Source organism: Stenotrophomonas sp. CC22-02, assembly GCF_004365115.1.
Classification (GTDB): Bacteria; Pseudomonadota; Gammaproteobacteria; order Xanthomonadales; family Xanthomonadaceae; genus Stenotrophomonas; species Stenotrophomonas forensis.
Genome location: NZ_SOCO01000001.1, coordinates 3,513,370 through 3,537,288, shown reverse-complemented (window position 1 = coordinate 3,537,288; position 23,919 = coordinate 3,513,370). Strand labels below are relative to the sequence as shown.

27 protein-coding genes are annotated in these 23,919 nt (G+C 68.2%); 15 read left to right on the top strand and 12 right to left on the bottom strand.

The annotated features are described in order from the left end of the window. Positions 1 to 3: 3 nt before the first annotated feature. Entirely contained in the window at positions 4 to 1,587 is a 1,584-nt protein-coding gene (gene purH / locus N440_RS16195; RefSeq protein ID WP_133935732.1) for a bifunctional phosphoribosylaminoimidazolecarboxamide formyltransferase/IMP cyclohydrolase, read from the bottom strand. A gap of 209 nt (positions 1,588 to 1,796) precedes the next feature. On the opposite strand from purH, the gene N440_RS16190 reads away from it, so the two are divergent. Genes N440_RS16190 through N440_RS16165 form a run of 6 tightly spaced genes read left to right on the top strand, consistent with a single transcriptional unit; the run spans position 1,797 to position 7,600 of the window. Next, entirely contained in the window at positions 1,797 to 2,414 is a 618-nt protein-coding gene (locus tag N440_RS16190; RefSeq protein ID WP_133935731.1) for a CDP-alcohol phosphatidyltransferase family protein, read from the top strand. Between the two features lie 34 nt (positions 2,415 to 2,448). Continuing rightward, positions 2,449 to 4,200: a bifunctional alpha/beta hydrolase/class I SAM-dependent methyltransferase gene (locus N440_RS16185; protein ID WP_133935730.1), complete on the top strand. Its 1,752-nt coding sequence runs from the start codon at positions 2,449 to 2,451 to the stop codon at positions 4,198 to 4,200. Positions 4,201 to 4,220: 20 nt separating this feature from the next. Beyond that, positions 4,221 to 5,531 (top strand): phosphatase PAP2/dual specificity phosphatase family protein, encoded by a 1,311-nt coding sequence (locus N440_RS16180; protein WP_243831380.1) that lies wholly within the window; start codon positions 4,221 to 4,223, stop codon positions 5,529 to 5,531. Continuing rightward, a complete protein-coding gene (locus tag N440_RS16175) occupies positions 5,528 to 5,965 on the top strand; it encodes a hypothetical protein (protein WP_133935728.1) in 438 nt (145 codons plus the stop codon). Before N440_RS16180 ends, N440_RS16175 begins: the two co-directional genes overlap by 4 nt. A 13-nt stretch (positions 5,966 to 5,978) precedes the next feature. After that, positions 5,979 to 6,608 (top strand): lysophospholipid acyltransferase family protein, encoded by a 630-nt coding sequence (locus tag N440_RS16170; RefSeq protein WP_133935727.1) that lies wholly within the window; start codon positions 5,979 to 5,981, stop codon positions 6,606 to 6,608. Beyond that, positions 6,605 to 7,600, top strand: a complete 996-nt coding sequence (locus tag N440_RS16165) for a phosphatidate cytidylyltransferase (protein ID WP_133935726.1) — start codon at positions 6,605 to 6,607, stop codon at positions 7,598 to 7,600. The genes N440_RS16170 and N440_RS16165 overlap by 4 nt, the downstream gene beginning before the upstream one ends. 127 nt (positions 7,601 to 7,727) lie before the next feature. On the opposite strand, the gene fis is transcribed toward N440_RS16165, so the two are convergent. The 3 genes from fis to prmA form a co-directional block, all read right to left on the bottom strand. Beyond that, positions 7,728 to 8,003: a DNA-binding transcriptional regulator Fis gene (gene fis, locus N440_RS16160; protein WP_005419706.1), complete on the bottom strand. Its 276-nt coding sequence runs from the start codon at positions 8,001 to 8,003 to the stop codon at positions 7,728 to 7,730. A 115-nt stretch (positions 8,004 to 8,118) separates the two neighbouring features. Then, the gene (locus tag N440_RS16155; RefSeq protein WP_133935725.1) at positions 8,119 to 8,886 is read right to left on the bottom strand and encodes a DUF3426 domain-containing protein; all 768 of its coding nucleotides are present in this window, start codon (positions 8,884 to 8,886) and stop codon (positions 8,119 to 8,121) included. A gap of 42 nt (positions 8,887 to 8,928) precedes the next feature. After that, on the bottom strand, positions 8,929 to 9,849 hold the full coding sequence (gene prmA / locus N440_RS16150) for a 50S ribosomal protein L11 methyltransferase (protein WP_049458317.1): 921 nt from the start codon (positions 9,847 to 9,849) through the stop codon (positions 8,929 to 8,931). Positions 9,850 to 10,000: 151 nt separating this feature from the next. Between prmA and N440_RS16145 the strand changes: the two genes are divergently transcribed. Together N440_RS16145 and N440_RS16140 are read left to right on the top strand one after the other, a co-directional pair. Next, positions 10,001 to 10,966 carry a hypothetical protein gene (locus N440_RS16145; RefSeq protein WP_133935724.1) on the top strand — a complete coding sequence of 322 codons (966 nt, stop codon included), beginning with the start codon at positions 10,001 to 10,003 and terminating at the stop codon, positions 10,964 to 10,966. Further along, entirely contained in the window at positions 10,963 to 11,337 is a 375-nt protein-coding gene (locus N440_RS16140; protein ID WP_040006982.1) for a hypothetical protein, read from the top strand. Before N440_RS16145 ends, N440_RS16140 begins: the two co-directional genes overlap by 4 nt. Before the next feature lie 127 nt (positions 11,338 to 11,464). Here the strand turns inward: N440_RS16140 and accC are convergent, their stop codons facing one another. The 5 genes from accC to N440_RS16115 form a co-directional block, all read right to left on the bottom strand. Continuing rightward, the gene (accC, locus tag N440_RS16135) at positions 11,465 to 12,832 is read right to left on the bottom strand and encodes an acetyl-CoA carboxylase biotin carboxylase subunit (protein WP_006473295.1); all 1,368 of its coding nucleotides are present in this window, start codon (positions 12,830 to 12,832) and stop codon (positions 11,465 to 11,467) included. Between the two features lie 10 nt (positions 12,833 to 12,842). Then, positions 12,843 to 13,322: an acetyl-CoA carboxylase biotin carboxyl carrier protein gene (accB, locus tag N440_RS16130; protein ID WP_133935723.1), complete on the bottom strand. Its 480-nt coding sequence runs from the start codon at positions 13,320 to 13,322 to the stop codon at positions 12,843 to 12,845. A gap of 53 nt (positions 13,323 to 13,375) precedes the next feature. Beyond that, positions 13,376 to 13,801, bottom strand: a complete 426-nt coding sequence (locus N440_RS16125) for a lysozyme inhibitor LprI family protein (RefSeq protein WP_133935722.1) — start codon at positions 13,799 to 13,801, stop codon at positions 13,376 to 13,378. Then, positions 13,798 to 14,247 carry a type II 3-dehydroquinate dehydratase gene (gene aroQ / locus N440_RS16120; protein WP_133935721.1) on the bottom strand — a complete coding sequence of 150 codons (450 nt, stop codon included), beginning with the start codon at positions 14,245 to 14,247 and terminating at the stop codon, positions 13,798 to 13,800. The genes N440_RS16125 and aroQ overlap by 4 nt, the downstream gene beginning before the upstream one ends. 321 nt (positions 14,248 to 14,568) lie before the next feature. After that, positions 14,569 to 15,309: a DOPA 4,5-dioxygenase family protein gene (locus N440_RS16115; protein ID WP_133935720.1), complete on the bottom strand. Its 741-nt coding sequence runs from the start codon at positions 15,307 to 15,309 to the stop codon at positions 14,569 to 14,571. Positions 15,310 to 15,472: 163 nt separating this feature from the next. Here N440_RS16115 and N440_RS16110 point away from each other — a divergent pair, with 163 nt between their 5' ends. Continuing rightward, positions 15,473 to 16,300, top strand: a complete 828-nt coding sequence (locus N440_RS16110) for an isocitrate lyase/phosphoenolpyruvate mutase family protein (protein ID WP_133935719.1) — start codon at positions 15,473 to 15,475, stop codon at positions 16,298 to 16,300. Positions 16,301 to 16,333: 33 nt separating this feature from the next. Here N440_RS16110 and N440_RS16105 read toward each other — a convergent pair whose 3' ends face one another. Next, positions 16,334 to 16,867: a hypothetical protein gene (locus N440_RS16105; RefSeq protein WP_133935718.1), complete on the bottom strand. Its 534-nt coding sequence runs from the start codon at positions 16,865 to 16,867 to the stop codon at positions 16,334 to 16,336. Positions 16,868 to 16,994: 127 nt separating this feature from the next. On the opposite strand from N440_RS16105, the gene N440_RS16100 reads away from it, so the two are divergent. Together N440_RS16100 and N440_RS16095 are read left to right on the top strand one after the other, a co-directional pair. Beyond that, positions 16,995 to 17,591, top strand: a complete 597-nt coding sequence (locus N440_RS16100; RefSeq protein WP_133935717.1) for an NAD(P)H-dependent oxidoreductase — start codon at positions 16,995 to 16,997, stop codon at positions 17,589 to 17,591. 16 nt (positions 17,592 to 17,607) lie between these two features. After that, a complete protein-coding gene (locus N440_RS16095) occupies positions 17,608 to 18,201 on the top strand; it encodes a TetR/AcrR family transcriptional regulator (protein WP_049458309.1) in 594 nt (197 codons plus the stop codon). A 13-nt stretch (positions 18,202 to 18,214) separates the two neighbouring features. On the opposite strand, the gene N440_RS16090 is transcribed toward N440_RS16095, so the two are convergent. Next, positions 18,215 to 18,997, bottom strand: a complete 783-nt coding sequence (locus N440_RS16090) for a D-alanyl-D-alanine carboxypeptidase family protein (RefSeq protein ID WP_133935716.1) — start codon at positions 18,995 to 18,997, stop codon at positions 18,215 to 18,217. Between the two features lie 120 nt (positions 18,998 to 19,117). Between N440_RS16090 and N440_RS16085 the strand changes: the two genes are divergently transcribed. Continuing rightward, complete coding sequence (locus N440_RS16085; protein ID WP_133935715.1) at positions 19,118 to 20,665, top strand: alkaline phosphatase; 1,548 nt, start codon at positions 19,118 to 19,120, stop codon at positions 20,663 to 20,665. Here the strand turns inward: N440_RS16085 and N440_RS16080 are convergent. After that, a complete protein-coding gene (locus N440_RS16080; RefSeq protein WP_133935714.1) occupies positions 20,662 to 20,841 on the bottom strand; it encodes a hypothetical protein in 180 nt (59 codons plus the stop codon). The genes N440_RS16085 and N440_RS16080 overlap by 4 nt on opposite strands. Before the next feature lie 98 nt (positions 20,842 to 20,939). Here N440_RS16080 and N440_RS16075 point away from each other — a divergent pair, with 98 nt between their 5' ends. The 3 genes from N440_RS16075 (at position 20,940) to N440_RS16065 (ending at position 23,916) form a co-directional block, all read left to right on the top strand. Then, a complete protein-coding gene (locus tag N440_RS16075; RefSeq protein WP_133935713.1) occupies positions 20,940 to 21,845 on the top strand; it encodes a LysR substrate-binding domain-containing protein in 906 nt (301 codons plus the stop codon). 89 nt (positions 21,846 to 21,934) lie between these two features. Then, positions 21,935 to 22,624: an HAD-IA family hydrolase gene (locus N440_RS16070; RefSeq protein ID WP_133935712.1), complete on the top strand. Its 690-nt coding sequence runs from the start codon at positions 21,935 to 21,937 to the stop codon at positions 22,622 to 22,624. Next, entirely contained in the window at positions 22,621 to 23,916 is a 1,296-nt protein-coding gene (locus N440_RS16065; protein WP_133935711.1) for a DUF5690 family protein, read from the top strand. Before N440_RS16070 ends, N440_RS16065 begins: the two co-directional genes overlap by 4 nt. The last annotated feature ends 3 nt before the right edge of the window (positions 23,917 to 23,919 follow it).

Here is a 23,919-nt window from a genome sequence, read left to right as displayed (position 1 = left end):
GGATCAATGACGGAAGTGGCGCACGCCGGTGAACACCATGGCCAGGCCATGTTCGTCGGCGGCGGCGATCACTTCGGCATCGCGCATCGAACCGCCCGGCTGGATCACCGCCTTGATGCCGGCGGCAGCGGCGGCGTCGATGCCATCGCGGAACGGGAAGAACGCATCGGAGGCCATCACCGAACCTTCGACCACCAGGTTCGCATCGGCGGCCTTGATGCCGGCGATGCGCGCCGAGTACACACGGCTCATCTGGCCGGCACCCACGCCGATCGTGCGGTTGTCCCTGGCGTAGACGATCGCGTTGGACTTCACGAACTTGGCCACCTTCCAGGCGAACAGCAGGTCGGTGAACTGCTTGTCGGTCGGCGCCAGCTTGCTGACCACCTTCAGTTCGTCACGGGTCATGCCGCGGTTGTCGGAGGACTGCAGCAGCAGGCCCGAGCCGACGCGCTTGCTGTCGAAGTTGTTCAGGCCATCGCCGTGCGGGATGCGCAGCACGCGCACGTTGGCCTTCTTCTGCGCGTATTCCAGCGCGGCCGGCTCGTAGTCCGGGGCAATCAGTACTTCGACGAACTGGCGGTCCAGGATCACCTTGGCGGTGGCGGCGTCCAGTGGCTTGTTGAAGGCGATGATGCCGCCGAAGGCGCTGGTCGGATCGGTGGCGTAGGCCAGCTCGTAGGCATCGCCGTTGCCGGCACCGACGGCCACGCCGCACGGGTTGGCATGCTTGACGATGACGCAGGCCGGCGCGTCGAACTGGCGCACGCATTCCCACGCCGCGTCGGCATCGGCCAGGTTGTTGTAGCTCAGCTCCTTGCCCTGCAGCTGCTGGAACGTGGCCAGCGTGCCCGGCACCGGGTACAGGTCGCGGTAGAACGCGCCGCTCTGGTGCGGGTTCTCGCCGTAGCGCAGGTCCATCACCTTCACGAAGGTGGAGTTCATCTGCGCCGGGTACTCGGCACGGGCCGGCACCGCGGCGTCGGTGGCGGTAACGGCCGAGAGGTAGTTGCTGATCGCCGCATCGTACTGGGCGACGCGGTTGAACGCGGCCACCGAGAACGCGAAGCGGGTGGCGGCCGACAGCTGACCGTCGTTGGCGTCCAGCGAGGCCAGCAGTTCGGCGTACTGCGACGGGTCGGTGGCCACCGCCACGCGGGCGAAGTTCTTGGCGGCCGAACGCAGCATCGCCGGGCCGCCGATGTCGATGTTCTCGACGGCGTCGGCCAGGGTGCAGTCGGACTTGGCGGTGACCGACTCGAACGGATACAGGTTCAGCACCAGCAGGTCGATGGCGCCGATGCCGTGCTCGGCCATCACCGCATCATCCAGGCCGGAACGGCCGAGCAGGCCGCCGTGCACCATCGGGTGCAGGGTCTTGACCCGGCCGTCCATCATCTCCGGGAAGCCGGTGACGTCGGCCACGTCCTTCACGGCCAGGCCCGCATCGCGGATCGCCTTGGCGGTGCCGCCGGTGGACAGCAGCTCCACGCCGCGTGCCGCCAGCGCAGTGGCCAGCTCGGCCAGGCCGGTCTTGTCGGAAACGGAGAGGAGGGCCCGACGGACGGGCAACAGATCAGCAGTCATGGGACAGAATCGGCAGCGGAGCGGGGCCGATATTGTAGGCGGTGGGGGCCGGTGGCGGGCGCTGGCGGGCAAAATCGGCTGGCGCCGACGGCCCTGCGGCCGCCTTCAGCACACCCTGGGCCGGGGCGGCCTGCACGCATTTCGATGGGGGGCGCTGCCGCAATCGGGTAGGCTGTGGCCGAACTGCCAAGGATCAGCGGCTTCGGATCATGTCGATCTATGCATTGAAGGGACGTTTCCAGGACCTGTTGCGTCCAGCCGTACGCGGCCTGTACCACATGGGGGTCACCGCCAATGCGGTGACCGTGGCCGCCGCCGTGGTCTCGCTGCTGGTGGCCGCCGCGGTGTGGTGCTGCGCCCCGGCCCAGCCGCTGTTGTACCTGCTGCTGCCGCTGTGGATGCTGCTGCGCATGGCGCTCAACGCCGTGGACGGCATGCTGGCCCGCGAGTTCGGCCAGCAGTCGCGGCTCGGCGCCTACCTGAACGAGCTGTGCGATGTGATCGCCGATGCCGCGCTGTACCTGAGCCTGCTCAGCGTGCCGGGCGTGCGCCCGGAAGCGCTGTGGCTGCTGGCCTGGACGGCGGCGCTGAGCGAGTACGCCGGCGTGCTGGGGCTGATGGTCGGTGCCAGCCGCCGCTACGACGGCCCGATGGGCAAGAGCGACCGCGCGTTCGTGATCGGTGCGCTGGGCCTGCTGCTGGCGTTTGAGTGGGTTGGCGCGATGACGGTCACTGGCGTTGCTGCAGCCATGGCGGCGCTGTGCATGCTGACCATGATCAACCGCGTCCGTCGCGGACTGCGGGAAGCGGCGGTTTCGCCGAATTAATCAAGCAGATACAAAAAGACAATCAGGAGATTGCATGCGTCAGGCGCAGGAACGGGAATTCCACAGCTTCGACCAGGTACCGCTGTTCTACCGGTACTGGGCGGCCACCACCGCAACCCCGGCCAGCAAGGCCATCGTGCTGCTGCATCGTGGCCACGAGCACTCCGGTCGGGTCACCCACCTGGTCGACGAGCTGGACCTGCCGGATACCGCCTTCTTCGCGTGGGATGCGCGCGGCAATGGCCGTTCGCCGGGCGCGCGTGGCGATGCCCCCGGCTTCCCGGCACTGGTACGCGACCTGGACAGCTTCATCGCCCACATCGGTGCCGAGCACGGCATCGCGGTGGAAGACATCGTGGTGATCGCGCAGAGCGTGGGCGCCGTGGTCGCTGCCACCTGGGTGCATGACTATGCGCCGCGCCTGCGGGCGCTGGTGATGGCCTCGCCGGCGTTCAAGGTGAAGTTGTACGTGCCGTTCGCTCGCCCGGGCCTGGCGATGATGCAGAAGCTGCGCGGCAACTTCTTCGTCAACAGCTACGTCAAGCCGCAGTGGCTGACCCACGACCCGGCGCGGGTGGAGAGCTACCGCACCGATCCGCTGATCACCCGGCCGATCTCGGTGCGCGTGCTGCTGGGCCTGTACGAGGCCGCCGACCGCATCGTGGCCGATGCACAGGCGATCAGCGTGCCGGTGCAGCTGCTGGTGTCCGGTTCGGATTTCGTCGTGCATCGCGGCCCGCAGGACTGCTTCTACGAGCGCCTGTCCAGCCCGGTCAAGGAGCGCGTGCACCTGCCGGGCTTCTTCCACGACACGCTGGGCGAGCGCGACCGCGCGCCTGCGCTGGCACGCATCCGCAGTTTCATCCAGGCGCGTTTCGCCGAGCCGCTGCGCGAGCTGTCGCGACGTGATGCGCACCGCCATGGGCCGACCTTCGAAGAGTCGGAGATCCTGGCGTGGCCACCGGAGCGCAACAGCCTGGCCGACCTGCGCTGGCGCGTGGTGCGCGGTGGCCTGCGCTTCGGCGGCACGCTGTCCGAAGGCATCGCGCTGGGCCTGCAGACCGGTTTCGATTCGGGCAGCACGCTGGACTACATCTACCGCGACGAAGCCCGTGGCAAGGGCCCACTGGGGCGCATGGTCGATCGCAACTATCTGGATGCGATCGGCTGGCGTGGCATCCGCGTGCGTGGCCAGCACCTGCAGGAACTGCTGCGCGATGCTGCGCAGCGCCTGCGCGGGCAGGGGGTGCCGGTACGTGTGCTGGACGTGGCCGCCGGCCACGGCCGCTATGTGCTGGAAGCGCTGGGCCAGGGCGAACAGCGTGCCGATCGTATCGTGCTGCGTGATTTCAGCGACCTGAATGTCACCCAGGGCCACGCACTGATCGAACGGCTGGGGGCGGCCGACATCGCGCGCTTCGAGCAGGGCGATGCGTTCGATCCGGCGCAGCTGGCCAAGGTGGACCCGGCGCCGACGCTGGCGGTGGTGTCGGGCCTGTACGAACTATTCCCCGACAACGATGCGGTGCTGCGCTCGCTGCAGGGCATCGCCGCGACGGTGCCGGTGGGCGGCTACCTGGCCTACACCGGCCAGCCCTGGCACCCGCAGCTGGAGTTCATCGCCCGCGCGCTGACCAGCCACCGCGGCGGCGCGGCGTGGGTGATGCGGCGTCGTACCCAGCAGGAGATGGACGAGCTGGTACGCCTGGCCGGGTTCGAGAAGGTGGCGCAGCGCATCGACGATTTCGGCATCTTCACCGTGTCGCTGGCGCGCCGGACGGCGTGATGGCAACGCTCGCCGCCCCGCTGGCCGTGGAGGGACGCCCCTGGCGGCGCGCCCTGCTGTGGCTGGCCTTGTTGGGCCCGTTCTTCTTCGCCAGCTATGGCTTCGCCAACTGGATGGCCAGCCGCCATGCCGCGCTGCCGGTGATGGCGTTCGCCTGGGAAACGCACATTCCGTTCGTGCCGTGGACGATCGTGCCGTACTGGTCGATCGATCTGTTCTACGCGATCTCGTTCTTCCTGTGCCGGCGTCGGCTGGAGCTGGACCGGCACGCGCTGCGGCTGTTCAGTGCGCAGGTCATCGCGGTGGCGTGTTTCCTGCTGTGGCCGTTGCGCTTCAGCTTCGAACGGCCGGAGATCGGCGGTGTATTCGGCTGGCTGTTCGATGTGCTGCTGGGCTTCGACAAACCCTTCAACCAGGCACCGTCGCTGCACATCGTGCTGCTGATCGTGCTGTGGGTGAAGTTCGCGCAGTACCTGCACGGTGCCTGGCGTTGGGTGCTGCATGGGTGGGCGTTGCTGATCGGCGTTTCGGTGCTGACCACGTTCCAGCACCATTTCATCGACATCCCGACCGGCCTGCTGGCGGGCTGGTTGTGCGTCTGGCTGTGGCCGGAGCACGGCACGCCGCCGTTGCGCGCCTGGTGCTCCGCACGCGACCCGAAGCGCTGGCGATTGGCGGCGCTGTACCTGTTGGGGGCGACGGCGTTGCTGGTGCCGGTGGTGCTGCTGCGTGGTGTTGCGCTGTGGCTGCTGTGGCCGGTGGTGTCGCTGCTGCTGGTGGCACTGGCTTACGCCGGGCTGGGCACGGCGGTGTTCCAGAAGCGCGCCGATGGACGCCTGACCATGGCGGCACGCTGGTTGCTGGCGCCGTATCTGGGTGCGGCCTGGATCAACTCACGGGTGTGGACGCGCCGTGCGCCGCAACCGGTCGCGGTGATGGACGGCGTGTGGCTGGGCCGCATTCCCAGCGCCGCGTTGCCGCCGCCGCTGCGGGGCGTGGTGGACGTCTGTGCCGAATTGTCCTGCCGTGCGCCGGGTGCGGCGTACGCCCGCGTGCCGATGCTGGACCTGGTGGTGCCCACGCCGGCCCAGCTGCGCGAGGCGGCCGAGGCGATCGAGCGGCTGCGTGCGCAGGGGCCATTGCTCGTGTGCTGTGCGCTGGGTTATTCGCGCAGTGCCGCCAGCGTCGCGACCTGGCTGCTGCGCAGTGGTCGCGCCACCGATGCCGACGCTGCGGTGGCGATCGTGCGCACCGCGCGGCCGTCGATCGTCCTGCATGACAGTCATCTACAGGCCATCGCGGCGGCCGCCGCACCGGAGAGCACTGCATGAGCAACACTGCCGATCTGCCGATGATGCACCTGCTGCTGCGCCAGGGCCGCCTGCCTGCCATGTTGTCACTGGGCCTGCTGCTGGTGGCGCTGCTGTTGCTGGGTAGTGAGCCGGGGCTGGCGATGATCGCCGCCGGGCTGCTGTTGCTGAGCGTGGCGATGGGCGTGGTGCAGGCGTACTACGCGGTGCGCGTGCAGCTTGACGCCAGCCTGCTGCAGCTGGTGCTGCGCGAACACCTGCGGGGGGATGCGGCTGCCGAACGGGTGGATGCCGCCCTCCACACCGCTGGCCTGCGTCGTCGTGATGCGCAGGCGCCGATGCGTGGCTGGGACGCGCGCTGGATCGGCATGCGGCGCCTGCTGGTGCGCCAGTACGTGGCCACCCTGCTGCAGTTTTCGGTACTGCTGCTGGCGGTGCTGTGGCCGCAGACGTGAACGGGAGGAACCGATGTTCGCCGAACTGATTGCCCGCGCCTGCAGTGGCGCGATCCATGTGGTAACCGGCGCACGCGCGCTGTGGATCGGCTGTGCACCCTCCAGCGAGCACCGCGTCTATTACGGCAACCACGCCAGCCACGGTGACTTCGTGCTGATCTGGTCGTCGATGCCACCGGCGCTGCGCCGCCAGGTGCGTCCGGTGGCGGCGGCCGAGTACTGGCAGGGTGATGCCCTGCGCCGCTACCTGATCGATGCGGTGTTCAATGGCGTGCTGGTCGAGCGCGAGGCTGGGCATCGCCAGCAGGACCCGTTGCAGGTGCTGCGCGAAGCGGTTGATGAAGGGTGTTCGCTGATCCTGTTCCCGGAAGGCACGCGCAACGTCGGTGACGAGCCGCTGCTGCCGTTCAAGAGCGGCATCTACCACCTGGCGCGGCAACGGCCGGAGCTGGAGTTCGTGCCGGTGTGGATCGATAACCTGAAGCGGGTGATGCCCAAGGGCCGCTTCCTGCCGTTGCCGCTGCTGTGTACGGCCACCTTCGGTACGCCGCTGCGGCTGCAGGCCGATGAGGACAAGACCGCCTTCCTGGCGCGCAGCCGGCAGGCGCTGCTGGACCTGGCACCGAATGGAGGCCGCGCATGAGTTTCGTGCTGGATGTCTCCGGCGATCTGGCAACGCAGAGCGTAGGCCAGCAGACCGGCCTGCTGTTTGCCGGTGTCGGCGCGGTGCTGGTGCTGGCCACAGTGGTGGCCGAGACCCTGCGCTGGCGCCAGCGCGGACAGCCCAGCGCGGTGATCGCCAACCTGGTCTCGCGCATCCGCGCGTGGTGGGTGATGGCGATCGTGGTCGGGCTGGCGCTGTTCTTTGGCCGTGCCGGGGTGATCGTGCTGTTCGCGATCATCTCGCTGTTCGCGCTGCGCGAGTTCATCACCCTGGCGCCGACCCGCTCGGGCGACTACTACGCGCTGTTGGCCGCGTTCTACATCGTGCTGCCCTGGCAGTACTACCTGGTGTGGATCGACTGGTACGGCATGTACACGCTGCTGATCCCGGTCTATGCGTTCCTGTTCCTGCCGATCCTGTCGACCATCGGCGGCGACACCACCCACTACCTGGAGCGTACGGCAAAGGTGCAGTGGGGGTTGATGATCTGCGTGTTCTGCATTTCGCACGTTCCGCTGCTGCTGAACCTGCACGTGCCGGGGCATGACCCGTCGCGCAACGTGCTGTTGTTTGCCTTCCTGGTGATCGTGGTGCAGTCCTCGGACGTGCTGCAGTACATCTGGGGCAAGCTGCTGGGCAGGCACCTGATCGCACCGAAGCTGTCGCCGTCGAAGACGGTGGAGGGCTTCGTGGGGGGCGTCCTGAGTGCCAGCGCGCTGGGCGCGGCGCTGTGGTGGATTACCCCGTTCACGCCACTGCAGGCCTTCGGCCTGTCGCTGCTGATCAACCTGATGGGGTTCTGGGGTGGCCTGGTGATGTCGGCGATCAAGCGCGACCGCGGCATCAAGGACTGGGGCCACATGATCGAGGGCCACGGGGGCATGCTCGACCGGCTGGATTCGGTGTGCTTCGCCGCGCCGGTGTTCTTCCATGTGGTGCGGTACTACTGGAAGGCGGGCGGCGGCGGTTGATTCCGGGAGAGCGCCATCCACGCATGGCGTGGATCTACCGGTAGTGCCGGCCGCTGGCCGGCAACTGCAACATCCTGCCATCGTTCATGGGGTTGCCGGCCAGCGGCCGGCACTACCCCTGTGGCGCTTACGCGCTGATGCCGTATTCCTTCAGCTTCTTGCGCAGGGTGGCACGGTGGATGCCCAGCATCGCTGCGGCGCGGCTCTGGTTGCCTTCGCAGTGGTTGAGTACTTCCACGAACAACGGGATCTCCATCTCGCGCAGCACGATCTCGTAGACATCGTCCGCGTCGCAGCCATCGAGATCACGCAGGTAGCGGCGCACGGACTGGGCGACGTGTTCACGCAGCGGTGGCCGGGGAGCGCCACGACTGTTGTCAGGACGAGAAAGGACAGCGTTCAAGGGGGTTCCCGATTCGGTTGGCCCGTGCGCGCGGAGCGCGCGGCCGGACGAGGTGGTGGCGGTCAGTCTAGCGCGAGCGTGCTCGACCTGCCACGGCTGGGCGTCTTCAGCCTGGTCAGAGGAAGTCGAAGGTGAATGCGACAGTGGATGCGGCGGGCTCCTGCACACGGAACGCAATGCGTGCGCTCTGGCCCGGTTCCAGCGGTGCCGCGCCGGGGGCCTCGCCCAGGTACTGCGCGGGGGTGAACACCCCGCTGCCGATCACCCGGCCATCGGCATCGGACAGCGACAGGCGAAGGTCCGGCCAGGCCTGCGCCCAACGCGCGTCGTTGCGGATGCTGGCCTGTACCTGCAGCACGCCGGCCTGTCCGGGCAGCGGGCGGATCTCGCGGCTGGTCATGGTGAACGCGCTGGGTTCATGCCAGGGCGGCAGGCTGCAGTGGAGAACGCCGCACAGCGGGCCCAGCCATGCGCGGTTGCCGGCGTCGGCGGCCAGGCGTGCGCGGTCGGCCAGCACGCTCTGCAGCACCAGCAGCAGCGCCAGCGCGGCCACCAGCAGCCAGTGCCAGCGCGGTGCCGGCAGGGGGCGCGGTCGGATGTTGCCGAGGAAACCGGGGGCATCACCGGCAAGCGGTGTTGCCGACACCGCAACCGGCGCTGGTTCAAAGGGCGGGTCCTGCACGACGACACTGTCATCATCGTGTCGCCTCTCTGCCGCCGGCGGTTGCGCCGGTGCGATGGGCTCGGCCGGAGGTTGCACCGTGGGCGCTGCAGGCGCGGCGTCGTCCTGCATGCGCGCATCGGTCGCAGGTGCGGCTTCACCCGCCGGCGCAGTGCGCAGGAAGGTAGCCAGGGGGCGGCGCGGTGGGTTCGGCTCGGACATGCTCAGGGCGCGGGCTCGGATCCAGCAGTCATTCAACCACGATCAGGCGCGGCGCACGCCGGTGATGCGCATCCAGTCGCCATCCTGGGTGGCCTGCAGGTCGTCGAACCACGCGGCGTAGCGCTGCAGCAGCTCGCCTTCCTGTCCATGCAGGATGCCGGACAGCGCGATCCGGCCGCCGGCGGCGACGCGCGTGGCCAGCAGTTCGGCCAGTGCATCCAGTGCCGAGGCGAGGATGTTGGCGACCACGATCGGATAGGTCGCGACCGGTTCGTCCTGCGGCAGGTACACCTGCATGCGCGCCTGCTCGCCGTTGCGCTCGGCATTGTCGGCGGTGGCAACCAGTGCCTGCGGATCGTTGTCCACGCCGATGGCCTCAGCAGCGCCCAGCTTCAGCGCAGCCAGCGCGAGGATGCCCGAGCCACAACCGAAGTCGAGCACGCGCTGGCCCTGCAGCTGGCCGTCCACGGCCAACTGGTCCAGCCAACGCAGGCACAGTGCCGTGGTCGGGTGGGTGCCCGAGCCGAACGCCAGGCCCGGGTCCAGCCGCACCACGGCGGCGTCGGCGGCCTGTGCGGCGTCCGGCAGCTCATGGTTCCACGGCACGATCCAGGTACGGCTGCCGAAATCCATCGGCTGGAACTGGTCCAGCCAGGCGCGTTCCCAGTCTTCATCCTCCACCGCGCGGAAGCTGCCGCCGCTCCAGTCCAGCTCCGGATCGAAGGCTTCCAGTGCGGCCAGCAGCAACAGCGCGTTGCTGTCGGCGGGGAACAGTGCGCTCAGTACCAGGGTGTCCCACAGCGGGGTCTCGCCCACGCCCGGTTCGAGGATGGCCTGCTCGTTGCTGGTATCGGCTTCGGCATCGAGCAGGGTGACAGCCAGTGCGCCGACATCTTCAAGCGCGTTTTCATAGCGGGGCTGTGTGGCTTCGGTGCAGCGCAGAGTCAGTTCCAGGAACGGCATGGCGGTGGGGGCAATCGCGGGAAAGAGCGCCATGCTAGACCATCGAGGCGTCTCCGTATGCCTTGAGATGAACGAAGCCGGTTCAGACAGGGCTGTCGGGCCTTGCTAAACTGTGTGCTTTCCTGTGCGCCCTGACGCCTCAACGCCGCCGATGGCCTTCGCTCCGACCCTGAAAACCTGGTTGCTCGTGCTGCCGGCGGTGGCCGTGCTGGGCGTGGTCGGGTATCGGGCCAGCGGCCATGTTTCCGCGGTGCCGATGCCGCCAGAGCTGCCGACGGCGCTGTCGGCGGACACCCCCGGCACGGCGATGCCGGTGGTGCCCGAGGCACTGGCGCGCCGCCTGTCGACCATTGAACGAGGCAACGCGCTGCCGTCGGGGCTGCCGCTGGATCTGCGCGCCGACTTCGAGGAGGCCACCGATCTGTACGCCTACGCGCAGCGTCTGCGCGTGCAGGCCGATGACGGCAATCATGAAGCGCGTTGGATGCTGAGCCGGGTCTATGACTACTGCGCGCAGTACGCGCTTGATCCGGGTGGCTATCGCCTGGACAACAACGTGCTGGCCGGACTGGGGCTGACCGCCGCGCCGGCGATGGTGCAGGCACGCGAACGTGTCGCGCAGCGCTGCGGTGGTTTCGTGCCGGGCGACACGCTGGGCGCCGCGCGGGTGCTGGCCGAGCGGCGCAAGGCGGCCGCACAGGGCAACCTGGCGGCGGAGGCCTCGTTGTTCGCCGAAGGGGAGCCGCTGCATGACAGCCCCGAATACCGCCGTGATCTGGTCGAGCGGGTGCGTGCGTCGCGCGACCCGGAGGCCTTCATGGCCATTGCGCCGGGGATGGGCACGCGGGCGGCGGGGGATCGCGCGATTGCCGACCAGGTGGCCGGTGAGCCGCTCAGTGAACTTGCATGGCGGGTTGCGGCCTGTGAACTCGGTCTACCGTGTGGTGCGGACAGCGTACTGGTGAACAGTTTTTGTGCGAACGGAGGGATCTGTTCGCAGGATGGAGCGCAGGATTTCCGGGATTTCGTGTATGACGCTGCGGTTTCGCGGCAAGGTTCGGGGAAGATGAAGCAGTGGATCAAGCGATTGGTTGGGAAGAAGAGAGGCGGGCAATGAACTATCGTCGACTTCTGCATGGGGCCAAATTCTGGTTCTGGGTGGCGTTGTTCGTGGCTTACTCGGCGGGTGCGGTCGGTCTGTTGATGATCGATACCTACGAGGATCGCTACCGGCATCTGTCAAAAGTGGAACTGACCACGGTAAAGGCGCAGGAAGACGTTCGCCGCGCCGGTGCCAGCCAGGTCGCGGCGGTCTATCGCGCGCAGAGCGGCATGCCGTTCGCCTCATTGCCGGCCGGCAGCACCTTCCAGGTGGTCTGGCCCGATGGTTCCACCGAAACCATGGTGATCGTCGACCCGAGTTCACCCAATGGCGTTCGCCCACTGGCGAACACGCAGATTCCGGCCGCAGTGGCCGACAAGCGCTGAACCTGTTTGTGTAGAGCCGAGCCCTGCTGGGCCGCTCTTCGGCAGGCCGAGCGTGGGTTCGGCACTGCAGACAACGAAAAAGGGCGGGGAAATCCCCGCCCTTTTCATGTCCAGCGCCGGCTGCCGATCAGGTCAACGCGATCGGCTTGTTCTTGCGCTCGGCCAGGCGCTTTTCCAGGTAATGGATGTTCTGGCCCCCGGCCTGGAAGCCCTTGTCACGCATGATCCGCTGCTGCAGGGCGATGTTGGTCTTGATGCCGTCGACCACCATCTCGCTCAGCGCCACCCGCATGCGGGCGATGGCGGTTTCGCGGTCCGGGCCGTGCACGATCAGCTTGCCGATCATCGAGTCGTAGTTCGACGGCACGCGGTAGCCACTGTAGATGTGGGTGTCCACGCGCACGCCAGGGCCGCCCGGCGGGTGGAAGCCGGTGATGGTGCCCGGGCTCGGCACGAAGGTTTCGGCGTCTTCGGCATTGATGCGGCACTCGATGGCATGGCCGGTGAGCACCACGTCGCTCTGCTTGATCGACAGCTTCTGGCCGGCGGCGATCTTCAGCTGCTCGGCCACCAGATCGATGCCGGTGACCATTTCGGTGACCGGATGCTCCACCTGGATGCGGGTGTTCATTTCGATGAAGTAGAAGCGGCCGTCCTCGTACAGGAACTCGAACGTGCCGGCGCCGCGGTAGCCGATGCGCACGCAGGCTTCGGTACACACCTTGCCGATCTGCTCGCGCTGTTCGGCGCTGATGCCCGGTGCCGGCGCTTCTTCCACCACCTTCTGGTGGCGGCGCTGCATCGAGCAGTCGCGCTCACCCAGGTGGATGGCGTTGCCCTGGCCGTCGGCCAGCACCTGGATCTCCACGTGGCGCGGATTCTCCAGGAATTTCTCCATGTAGACCTCGCCATTGCCGAACGCGGCCTTGGCCTCGCTCTTGGTGGTTTCGATCGAGGTCTTCAGCGACGCTTCGGCGTGCACCACGCGCATGCCACGGCCACCACCGCCGCCAGCCGCCTTGATGATGACCGGGTAGCCGATCTCACGGGCGATCTTGGTGTTGGCGACGATGTCTTCGCCCAGCGGGCCGCCCGAACCCGGCACGCAGGGCACGCCGGCCGACTTCATCGCGCGGATGGCCTCGACCTTGTCGCCCATCATGCGGATGGTGTCGGCCTTGGGGCCGATGAAGATGAAGCCCGATTCTTCCACGCGCTCGGCGAAGTCTGCGTTCTCCGACAGGAAGCCGTAGCCCGGGTGGATGGCCTGGGCATCGGTGACTTCAGCGGCAGCGATCAGCGCCGGGATGTTGAGGTAGCTCTGCGGCGACGGCGCCGGGCCGATGCAGACCGACTCGTCGGCCATGGCCACGTGCTTGAGGTTGCGGTCGACCGTGGAATGCACGGCCACCGTGCGGATGCCCAGGGTATGGCACGCGCGCAGGATGCGCAGCGCGATTTCCCCTCGGTTGGCGATGACGACTTTGTCGAGCATGGCGCGCCCCTCAGCCGATCACGAACAGCGGCTGGTCGAACTCCACCGGCTGGCCGTTTTCGCCGAGGATGGCGACGATGGTGCCGGACTTGTCGGCTTCGATCGGGTTGAACATCTTCATCGCTTCGATGATCGCCAGGGTCTCGCCTTCCTTGACCTGCTGGCCGACGCTGACGAAGGCCGGCTTGTCCGGGGCGGACGAGGCGTAGAAGGTGCCGACCATCGGCGAGCGCAGCACGTGGCCTTCCGGCAGCGCCGGGCCCGGCTTGGCGGTGCCGCCGGTGGAGGCTTCGGTCGGCGACTGCATCGGCATCGCCTGCGCGGCCGGAGCAGCCGGGGCGGCATACACCGGTGCCGGCAACGGTGCGGCATAGCCGGCCACCGGGGCACGCGACAGGCGCACCGACTCTTCGCCTTCCTTGATTTCGATTTCAGCCAGGTTCGACTCTTCCAGCAGGTCGATCAGCTTCTTGATTTTGCGGAGATCCATGGTGGCCTCTTTGCTCTTGATGTCAGTGTGGTGGGGAGCGCGTCGCGCTCGGGTCAAAGCAGTTCGTAGAACGCGCGCAGCTGCCGCGTACGGTCGCGCGTCTGGGTGATCAGGCATTGCATCTTCGCGGGATTGCGCGAGGTGCCGTCTGCGTTGAAGGCATACACCGCCTCGCAGTCTGCATCGCGCAGGGTGATCCAGATGCGCTGGGCCTTCACCAGCTGTTGTTCGGCCGCCGCGCAGCGGCTGCAGCTGCCATCGGCCGCCTGTGCCTTCAGTTCGTCGAGTGCCTGCGCGTAGACGGCGTTCAATTCGCGGTCGACATCGTCCAGGCGATCGGAATCGCACATGTCGCGCTCGTAGCCGCCGGTGGCCTGCGCGCAGTCAATGCCTTCGGCATTGCGGTCGCCCGCGTGGGCAACGCCGCACAGGCCGGCGCACAGCGCGAGGCTGGCAAGCACGCGCGGCAGCATCTTCACGCGCCCGCCGCCTGCACGCGCAGCAGCGCCGCGTCCATCGCGTAGCGGTAGCTGTCGGCACCGAAGCCGCACACCACGCCCACCGCCTTGTCACTGAAGTAGCTGTGCTGGCGGAACGGTTCGCGGGTATGCGGGTTGGACAGGTGGATCTCGATGAACGGCACCGCCACCGCCGCCAGCGCATCGCGCAGGGCGACCGAGGTGTGGGTGAAGGCGGCCGGGTTGATCAGGATGAAAGCGGTTCCGTCGCTGCGTGCGGCCTGCACGCGGTCCACCAGTACATGCTCGGCGTTGGACTGCAGGCTTTCCACGGCGTGCCCGGCGGCGGACGCCTGCGCGGCCAGCGCCTGGTCGATGTCGGCCAGCGTGGTGTGGCCGTAGACCTCCGGCTCGCGGGTGCCGAGCAGGTTGAGGTTGGGGCCGTGCAGGACCAGCAGCTTCGCCATGGGATCCGGAAGACGGGAAAGGGCGGCAGTCTGGCGGAAGCGGCGGATGCTGTCCAGTTCGGCGAAGTTTGCCGTGTTTCAATCGATTGTTTGAAATTCGCCGGAGTGCTTGCGGCTGTATGGCGGGAGCCGGATCAAGGCGCGCTGAACGCCCGGCTTCCGGGGGATATGCGCACGTAGGCCGACGATGGCGACACGCCCACGGATCAGTAGATCCACGCCATGCGTGGATGAAGGAAGTTCGGTGCGCAGCAAGCTACGCACCCACCGAGGGGCAGCCCAAGGTGCGCTGCACACCCACCGCCCCCGCCACGCACCCGCTCAGGTCTCCAGCGGCACCGTCGGCACCACGTTCGGGAAGACTTCCTCCAGCGGCTCTCGTTCGCCGGGCTTCGGTGCCGGCCAGTTGTAGGCATTCACCGGCTGCGCGCGGTTCACCCACAGCGCGTAATGCAGATGGTCGGCGCGGCCGTCGCCGGTATTGGGGTGGATCAGGATGGTCAGGCCCAGGCTGTTGAGCTGCAGCCAGGGCAGCAGTACCGGCAGCAGGTCGTTGGTGAAGCCGAAGTAGAACGAAGGTGTGACGTGCGGCCCGCGCGGCTCCAGGTTCCAGTTGCCCAGCTCCACCGGGAAGCGTTCGGCGGCCCAGCGCCGCAGCAGAGCCGCCTTGGCGAAGCTGTCCTCATCGAAGTAGATGTGCGCGTGATAGCTCTTGATGGCGGTGTACGCGCGTGGGGTGGCGGGCAACGTGGCTTCGCCGGGACGCACGCTGGCCGGTCGCGGGGTGGGCTCGCTGGCCGTCGCCTGGCCCCACGGGCTGCTGCCCTTCGCCGCCGGCGGGACGATGGCGCGAAAGCCGGGCTGCCCGGGCTCGGTGGTGTTCACGGCACGGTCGTCGCGCGTGGCTGCCGCTGCCGTCGACGCGCTGGCCAGGCCGCCGGCGGCCAGCCCGGCCGAAGCGATCAGGCGCCGGCGGGCGGGCGACAGCAGTTCGGCCCACTGCGCGTCATCGTCGCCTGCGTCGATGTGGGTGTCAGCGGGGGAATCCAGGTCGGGGTGCATGAACGGCTCCATGGCAGCATGAGGGGGCAGGCAAGCACGCTCCGGCACGGCCCTCGGCCGCGTCCAATAAGCAGGCGGCATCACTTCATGCGCCTGCGCATGCCGCCATTGAGCGCAGGCGATGGCCGGGCTAGGGTGCCGCTGTACCGTACCGGAGCCCGCCATGACCTCGATCGACGCCGACATCCCGCGCAGGCGCGCGGCCTTCCGCCAGCTGCATGCGCAGGGCTGCTTCGTGCTGCCCAATCCGTGGGACGTGGGCAGTGCGCGCTACCTGCAGCGGCAGGGATTCCAGGCGCTGGCGACCACCAGTGCCGGCTGTGCCTGGAGCGAGGGGCGGCCGGATGGTGCGGTTTCGCTGCAGGCCACGCTGGAGCATCTGCGCCTGATGGTGGGGGCGACGCCACTGCCGGTGAACGCCGACTTCGGGGATGGCTTCGGTGCCACGCCAACGGTGGTGGCAGAGGCGGTGGCCGCGGCGATCGATACCGGTGTCGCCGCATTGTCGATCGAGGATGCCAGCGGTGTGGCCGATGCACCACTGCGCCCGATCCAGCAGGCGGTCGAGCGCCTGCGTGCGGCCCGCGCGGCGATCGACCATGCCGGCGCCGATGTGCTGCTGGTGGGCCGTGCAGAGAACTTCTTCGTGGGGGTGCCGGACCTGCAGGACACCCTGCAGCGCCTGCGCGCCTATGCCGAGGCCGGTGCCGACGTGCTGTACGCGCCGGGCATCAGCACGCCTGAGCAGATCAGCGCGGTGGTGGCCGCGGCAGGAGCGAAGCCGGTGAACCTGCTGGTGGGTGGACCGACGCCCATGCGCCTGCAGGACATCGCCGCACTCGGCGTGCGCCGGGTCAGCCTCGGTGGCGCACTGGCCCGCGCGGCGTGGGGTGGCTTGATGCAGGCGACCCAACCGATCGTGCAGGACGGGAGCTTCGATGGCCTGCAGCAGGCGACCCCGGGCGCGGCGTTGAACGCGCTGTTCCAGTAGATCCAGGCCCTGCGCGGAGGGATGCGCCGCCGCCTACAGCGCCTCGATGTCCCGCTTGGGCAGGGTCACTCCGGGTTCCAGGGCGGGCAGCAGTTGTCGCAGCAGCTCGGGATTGCCCTGCAGGCCGGACCCATCCAGATAGGTCCAGTCCGCGCTGCCTACGCGGCGCACGGCCACCATGAACGTGGTGCTGCGCATCGGCGTTTCGCGCACCCGCACCAGCGACTGGCGCGGCACGAAGCAGACTTCTTCCTCCCCGGCAGCATAGGTCCGGGTCGGTACGCCCACCTCTTCGCTGATGACCACCACGCCGGTGCCGCGCAGCTTCTTCAATGCATCGCGGGTGATCGCCTGGAACGCCTCATCGCCACCGGCCAGCTGCTTGAGGCTGGGATGGGTGCGTTCGATGAGGAATTCCGCATCGCCGCGGGCGTAAGCGGCCATCATGGCGCGCACATCTTCGCGCAGTGCCTTCGCGTCACTGGGGCTGAGTTCACCGGCGAAGGCAGAAGGCAGCAGCAACGACAGCAGCAGGGTCAGTATCGGCAGCGGCAGGTATCGGCGCATGTGCGGGCGTCGTGCAGGGGACCACCGCACTATACGGGGGATGCGGAAACAGCGTCCCATCGATGGGCTTGGTGCGCGGCAATCCGTTACTTACCATTGGTAGGTAATGAATTCCGGAGATCGCCCCATGCACAGCCTCATCGTCATCGCCCATCCTGATCCTTCCTCGTTGACCCACGCCATCGCCGGGCGCATCGGTGAGGCCATCGGCGCGGCCGATGCTGGCAACAGCGTGGCCCACGCCGATCTGATGGCCGAGGGCTTCGACCCGCGTTTCAACCTGCAGGACCAGGCGCTGTTCCGCGGCACCGGCGCTGTACCGGCCGATGTCGCCGCCGAGCAGGCGCGGCTGGATGCGGCCGACACGCTGGTGCTGGTCTACCCGCTGTACTGGTGGTCGTTCCCGGCGCTGCTGAAGGGTTGGATCGACCGTGTGTTCACCCAGGGCTGGGCCTACCAGGAGGGCGCCGACGGCAAGGTGCAGAAGAAGCTGCAACGGCTGTGCGTGCACCTGGTCGGGGTGGGCGGGGCCGGCGCGGAGATGATCGAGCGGCGCGGCTATGGGGCGGCGATGAAGACCCAGATCGACATGGGCATCTTCGACTACTGCGGTGCGCGCGTGCTGTCATCCGAACTGCTGCTGGACGCCGATTCCGGCGCCGCCGGGGCACATATGCAGTCGGCAGCGGAGATCGGCCGTAAAATCGGTACTCCGATGCGCTGACCGCCGTGCCCTGCCGATGCCTGCCACGCCCGCTCCCACACGCCGCCGACTGACCCGCGAGCAACGCGCCCGCCAGTTGCTGGATGTAGCCTGGGCGCTGGTCGGCGAGGAAGGCACCGATGCACTGACGCTGGGACGCCTGGCCGAGGCGGCGGGCGTGACCAAGCCGGTGGCCTACGATCACTTCGTGACCCGCAACGGACTGCTGGCGGCGCTCTACGATGACTATGACGGGCGCCAGACCGTGGTCTTCCACGAGCGCATCGGCCGCGCCAGGGCGCAGCTGGCCGATCGCGCGGCGGCCATCGCCTCCGGCTACATCGACTGCATCCTCAGCCAGGGCAGTGAAGTGCAGGGCATCCTCGCCGCGCTGGTCGGCGCGCCGGAACTGCACGAGGTGCGCCGGCGCTACCAGCAGGACTTCATCGACAACTGCCAGGTCTGGCTGGGCCCGTTCGCCGCCGAGGGGGCCGTGCCGCTGGCGGGGCGCTGGGCGATTCTGGGTGCGGCTGAAGCGCTGTCGGAAGCCGTGGCTGCCGGCGCACTGGACAAGGCCGACGCCGAGGCCGAGCTGCAGCGCGTGATCGTGGCGACGGTCAAGCGGCGCTGAGCCGCATGGCCGGTCAGCTGTTGGCCAGTGCAGCGAACCCTGCCGACAACTGATCGCGCACCAGCGCGTCGCGCGCGTCGCGGCTTTCAGAACCCAGCACCACGGTAATCAGCCGCACCGGCTGCACCCGCCCGGGCACCGTGCGGCACGCGGTGGCGGCCAGGCAGAAGCCTGCGGCCCGGGTGTAGCCGGTCTTCAATCCATCCACGCCGTGCTCGCCAAGCAGGGCGTTCTGGTTGTTGCGGCTGAAGCGGCCATGCGCGAACGCACGCTGTGCGGTGATCGCCAGAATCTGCGGATGATCGTTCAGCAGGCAGGCGGCCAGCACTGCCATGTCGCGCGCGCTGGACGCATGGTGCGGGGTGGTGATGCCGGAGACGCTGGCAAACCAGGTGCTGCGCAGGCCAAGCTGGCGCGCATGCCGGTTCATGCGATCGAGGAATGCGGTCTGCGATCCGTCCAGGTGGCGCGCGATCGCCAATGCAGCGTCATTGCCGGAGACGATCATCAAGCCTTCCAGCAGGCGTGCCAGAGTAATTGTTTCGCCAGGCACCAGGCCCATGCGCGTTTCGTCATCGGCCACCGCATGCACATCGTCGTCGGCAATGGTGACCGCTTCGTCCCATGCGCGCCCGCGTTCTTCGACGCATGCATACGCGGCGTAGGCGGTCATCAACTTGGTCAGTGATGCCGGTTGCCGCGCGGTTTCTGCGTTGTGCTGGTGGATCACCGCGAAGGTGGCCGCATCCAGGGTGATCGAGGACAGCGGCGCGCGCTCTGGAACGGGGAGGGACATGGATCATGCGGTGGCAATGGAGAGCCGCAGGATAGTGCGCGGCGGCTGCATGAAGCTGCAACATTGAAACGATATAACGTATCGTCATTGTGGGCCGCCGCTGGCCCGACGGGATATCCGATGACTGCACACGCGCCATGCCGCTGGCTCCATTCCTCGTTGCTGATCGCGCTGGCAGCGCTGGCCGGCTGCCAGCCCAACCTGCGCGCCGAGGCTGTGCCTTCCGCCGAAGCGCGCCCGCACAACGTGATCGTGATGATCAACGACGGCGCCGGTTGGGGCACCTGGGATGCCGCCGCCTACTGGCAGTACGGCAGCCGTGAAGGTGCCCCCTATGCGGATTTCCCGCAGCGCCTGGCGGTGACCACGTTCCCGTTGAATTCCAGCAGCCAGCCGACCCGCGACAACGCGCAGACCCTGGGCTACGACGCGGGCAAGGCCTGGGATACTGAACCGGTGCCCGCGCCGGACCTGCCGTTCGTGGGCTACCAGTACCTGGCGGCGGTGGCGACCGACAGTGCGGCCGCCGGCACCGCGTTGTCCTCGGGCATCAAGACCTACAACAATGCCATCAACTACAACAACGACGGCAACCCGGTCGAGTTCAACACGCTGCGCGCCAAGCGCCTGGGCATGGCCACCGGCGTGGTCACCTCGGTGCCGTTCGCGCATGCCACGCCGGCAGCGTTCGCGGCGCAGAACGCATCGCGCAACAACTACCACGCCATCGCCCACCAGATGCTGGCACAGGGCCACATGGACCTGGTGATGGGCACCGGTGGCCCCGGCTACAGCGTGGATGGCCTGGCCTGTGGGCCGGCCACGGGTGCAGCGCAGGCCGAAGGCTGCGCGACTCCGTGGGAATGGGTGTCGCAGCAGGATTGGCAGCAGCTGGAAGCGGGCCGCACCATTGGCGGCAACCCGTCGGGGCCGTGGCGACTGATCCGCGGCAAGGAGGAATTCGCCGCGCTGGCGCAGGGCCAGCTGCCGGCCGACCGGCCGCTGATCGGCGTGCCACGCGTGGCCAACACGCTGCAGCAGGCACGCCAGCTGCAGGTGCTGGGCAAGGATGCGGCCACGCCCTCCGGCGTAAGGAAGATCGACAGTGTGCCGGATCTTGCGACCATGACCCGCGGTGCGCTGCGGTTCCTGCAGCAGCGCTCCTCGAACGGCCTGTTCCTGATGGTGGAAGGCGGCGCCACCGACTGGGCCGCGCACACCAGTGCCTGTGGCACCGAATGGCACTACGGCCAATGCAGCGACCAGCCGCAGTACGGCCGCCTGATCGAGGAAACCGTGGAGTTCAACGACGCGGTGGCGGCGGTGGTGGACTGGATCGAGCGCAACGGCGGTTGGGAGCACAACCTGCTGATCGTCACCACCGACCACGACAACAGCATGCCGATGGGCCCGGATGCACAGAGCGTCGCGTTCCAGCCGGTGCGCAACAACGGCCGCGGTCGCATGCCGGGGATGAGCTTCCGCCCCACCGGCAACCACTCCAATGCGCTGGTGCCGCTGTGGGCCAAGGGTGCGGGTGCGGAGTTGCTTGCAAAGCGCGTGCGTGGCGTCGATGCCGGCTACCGCCAGCACGTGGGCTGGAACGACGGCCGCTACATCGACAACACCGACGTGGCGGCCGCGGTGCAGGAGGCGCTGCAGCGTTAGGGGCGTGCCGGGCAGCGGCCGGCAGCTGCGGGCTGCCCGGTTGGCGAGGTTGCCGGCCAGCGGCCGGCACTGCCGGAAGTGCTGCTGGACGGCGGGACCGGGCTGGCCAGTTGCCGGGCCAGCTCGGCGTTGGCCACATGGCCGTGCAGGAACAACAGGCTGCTGAAGATGTTCATGAGCGTGCCTCCACTTGAGTGGATTGCACGATACGGGCAGCATGGGCGTGCAAAAAGCGACATTTCCGCAAGCGCGCCTTGAGAGAAATTCAAGCCTGATGTCCCGTCCGCCCCTCCATGCCCTGCAGGGTTTCGTGGCTGCCGCCCGGCTCGGCAACCTGTCGCGTGCGGCGGCATCGATGAACCTGACGGTCAGCGCACTCAGCCATCAGATGCGCCAGCTGGAAGAGCGCCTCGGCCAGCCGCTGCTGATCCGCCAGGCACGAGGTGTCACCCTTACGCTGGAAGGGCAGCGCCTGCTGGAGCAGGTCGGCCCGCATCTGGACGCGATCAACGAGGCCTTCCAGCCCTATGCGGCGCGCGCCGAGCACGTGCTGACGATTAGCGCGGTGCCATCGATGGCCTCGGCGTGGCTGGTGCCACGCCTGGGCCACTTCGTGGCTGCGCACCCGCAGATCGAGATCAACCTGCAGTCGAGCGAACGGCTGGTCGATTTCGAGCGGCAGCGGCAGTTCGACGCCGCGCTGCGACTGGGCACCGGGCACTGGCCGGGGCTGGTGGTGGAACCGCTGTTCGACGAGTGGCTGCTGCCGATGGCCAGCCCGGCGCTGATCGAACGCATGGGTGGCATCGACCGCGTGCCGCTGACCCAGTGGCCGCTGCTCGGTGATCCCGACGGCGCGTGGGGCGCGTGGTTCGCGTTGAGCGGGCAGAGCCCGCCGCCGCGCTTCGTGGCGGTACTGGATGATTCGGAGGCCCACCACCGGGCCGCGCTGGACGGGGTGGGCGTGGCGCTGGGACGGGTGACGCGGGCGCGCCTGTTGCTGGAATCCGGCCAGCTGGTCGCGCTGTCCAGCCAGCGCCTGAAGACGGCGTGGCCGCATTGGCTGGTGTACCCGCAGCGCTCGGCCCGCCATCGCGGCTTCCTCGCCTTCCGCGACTGGCTGCACGCGCAGGCCGCCGAACACGTGCGGCACATGGCCACGCAGGGGTCGCCCGGCTAGACAGGTGCATCGGCCTGTCCGGGCGCTGTCATCAGGGCGTGGCCGGGCGCGGCGAAGCTGGGCACCTTCGCTCAACAGCCCCTGCCGCCATGCGCTACCGCCTCGCCGTCCTTGATATCGCCGGAACCACCGTTGCCGACCCGGGCCTGGTGGCCCATGCCTTCGCCGAAGCGATGGCCGCCGCGGGCCACGCCATCGATGTGGAAGACGTACGCCCGTTGATGGGCTACCCCAAGCCGCAGGCGATCGCGCGGCTGCTGGGCGCCACGGTGGACGACCCGCGCGTGGCACCGATCCACACCGACTTCGTGGCGCGCATGCTCGAGTGCTATCGCCATGCACCGGGCATTGCACCGCTGCCGGGCGCCGAGGCGTTGTTCGACATGCTGCGCGCACATGGCATCCGTATCGGCCTGGACACCGGCTTCTCGCGTGACATCGCCGAGGTGATCATCGCGCGGCTCGACTGGCAGGATCGCATTGATGCACTGGTGGCCAGCGATGACGTGCCTGCAGGCCGCCCGGCGCCGTACATGATCCAGGCGCTGATGCAGCGTACCGGGGTGGACGATGCCGCCGCCGTGGTGAAGGTGGGCGACACCGAGGTCGACATCAACGAAGGCCGCAACGCGGGCGTCGGCCTGAATGTTGCGGTCACCACCGGCGCGTTCACCCGGGCCGAGCTGCTGCCGCATGGCCCGGACCACATCATCGACCACCTCGACCGCCTGCCGGCGCTGCTCGGCCTGGCACGCACCGGCACGGTCGCCGCTGCATGAGCGGGCCATCGCTGTGGGCACGGCTGCAGGGGCATCCGCTGGCGTTGACCGTGTTCGCAGGCAGTGCGGCGCTGTCCACCTATGCCTGCATGTATGCCTTCCGAAAGCCCTTCGCCGCTGCATCGTTCGATGGCCAACACCTGTTTGGCGCCGACTACAAGGTGTGGCTGGTGGTGGCGCAGGTGCTGGGGTACATGTGCAGCAAGTTCATCGGCGTGCGGGTGATCGGCGAGTTGCGCGCCGAGCGCCGCGCCAGCCTGCTGCTGGGCCTGATCGGCATCTCCTGGCTGGCGCTGCTTGGCTTCGCACTGGTGCCGGCGCCCTGGAACATCCCGTTCCTGTTCCTCAATGGCCTGCCGTTGGGCATGGTCTGGGGCCTGGTGTTCAGCTATCTGGAAGGGCGCCGGACCACCGAAGCCATGGGCGCGATCCTGGCCTCCAGCTTCATCATGGCCTCCGGCGTGGTGAAGTCGGTGGGCAAGTGGCTGCTGCTGCAGGGCGTGAGCGAGTTCTGGATGCCGTTCCTGTGCGGGCTGCTGTTCCTGCCGCTGCTGCTGGTGTCGGTGCGCATGCTCGAACGCATTCCCGCACCGGACGCCGACGACCTGCGCGAGCGTTCGCCGCGCCTGCCGATGGACCGCACGCAGCGCCGCGCGTTCGTGCGCCGCTTCCTGCCGGGGCTGGCGTTGATGATCCTGTGCTACGTGTGCCTGACCGTGGTCCGCGATTTCCGCGACAGCTTCGAGGCCGAGCTGTTCCGCGAGCTGGGTTATGGCGGCAGCGCCGGCGTGTTCGCCGCCATCGAAACGCCGGTGGCGTTCGCGGTGCTGGTGCTGACCGCCGGGCTGACCTGGTTCCGCAACAACCTCAACGGCCTGATGGCCCTGCACGTGCTGATGTTCATCGGCCTGGCCACCGCCGGCCTGAGCACGCTGGCGTTCCGCGAGGGCATGCTGCATCCGCTGGCGTGGCTGGGGCTGGTGGGCTTCGGCCTGTACCTGGCCTACGTGCCGTTCAACTGCGTGTTCTTCGAACGCCTGATCGCCACCTTCAAGGTGGCCGGCAACGTCGGCTTCGTGATGTACCTGGCCGATGCGTTCGGCTATCTCGGCAGTGTGCTGGTCCTGCTCGGCCATGAGTTCTCCGGCCTGCAGCTGTCGTGGGTGCGCTTCTTCTCCAGCGCCGTGATCCATCTGTCGCTGCTGGGCGGTGCCTGCCTGTTGTTGTCCCTGCTGTACTTCCACCACAAGGCCCTGCGCCTGGCCCGCATGCCGGCGCTCGCCTCCGTCTGAGTC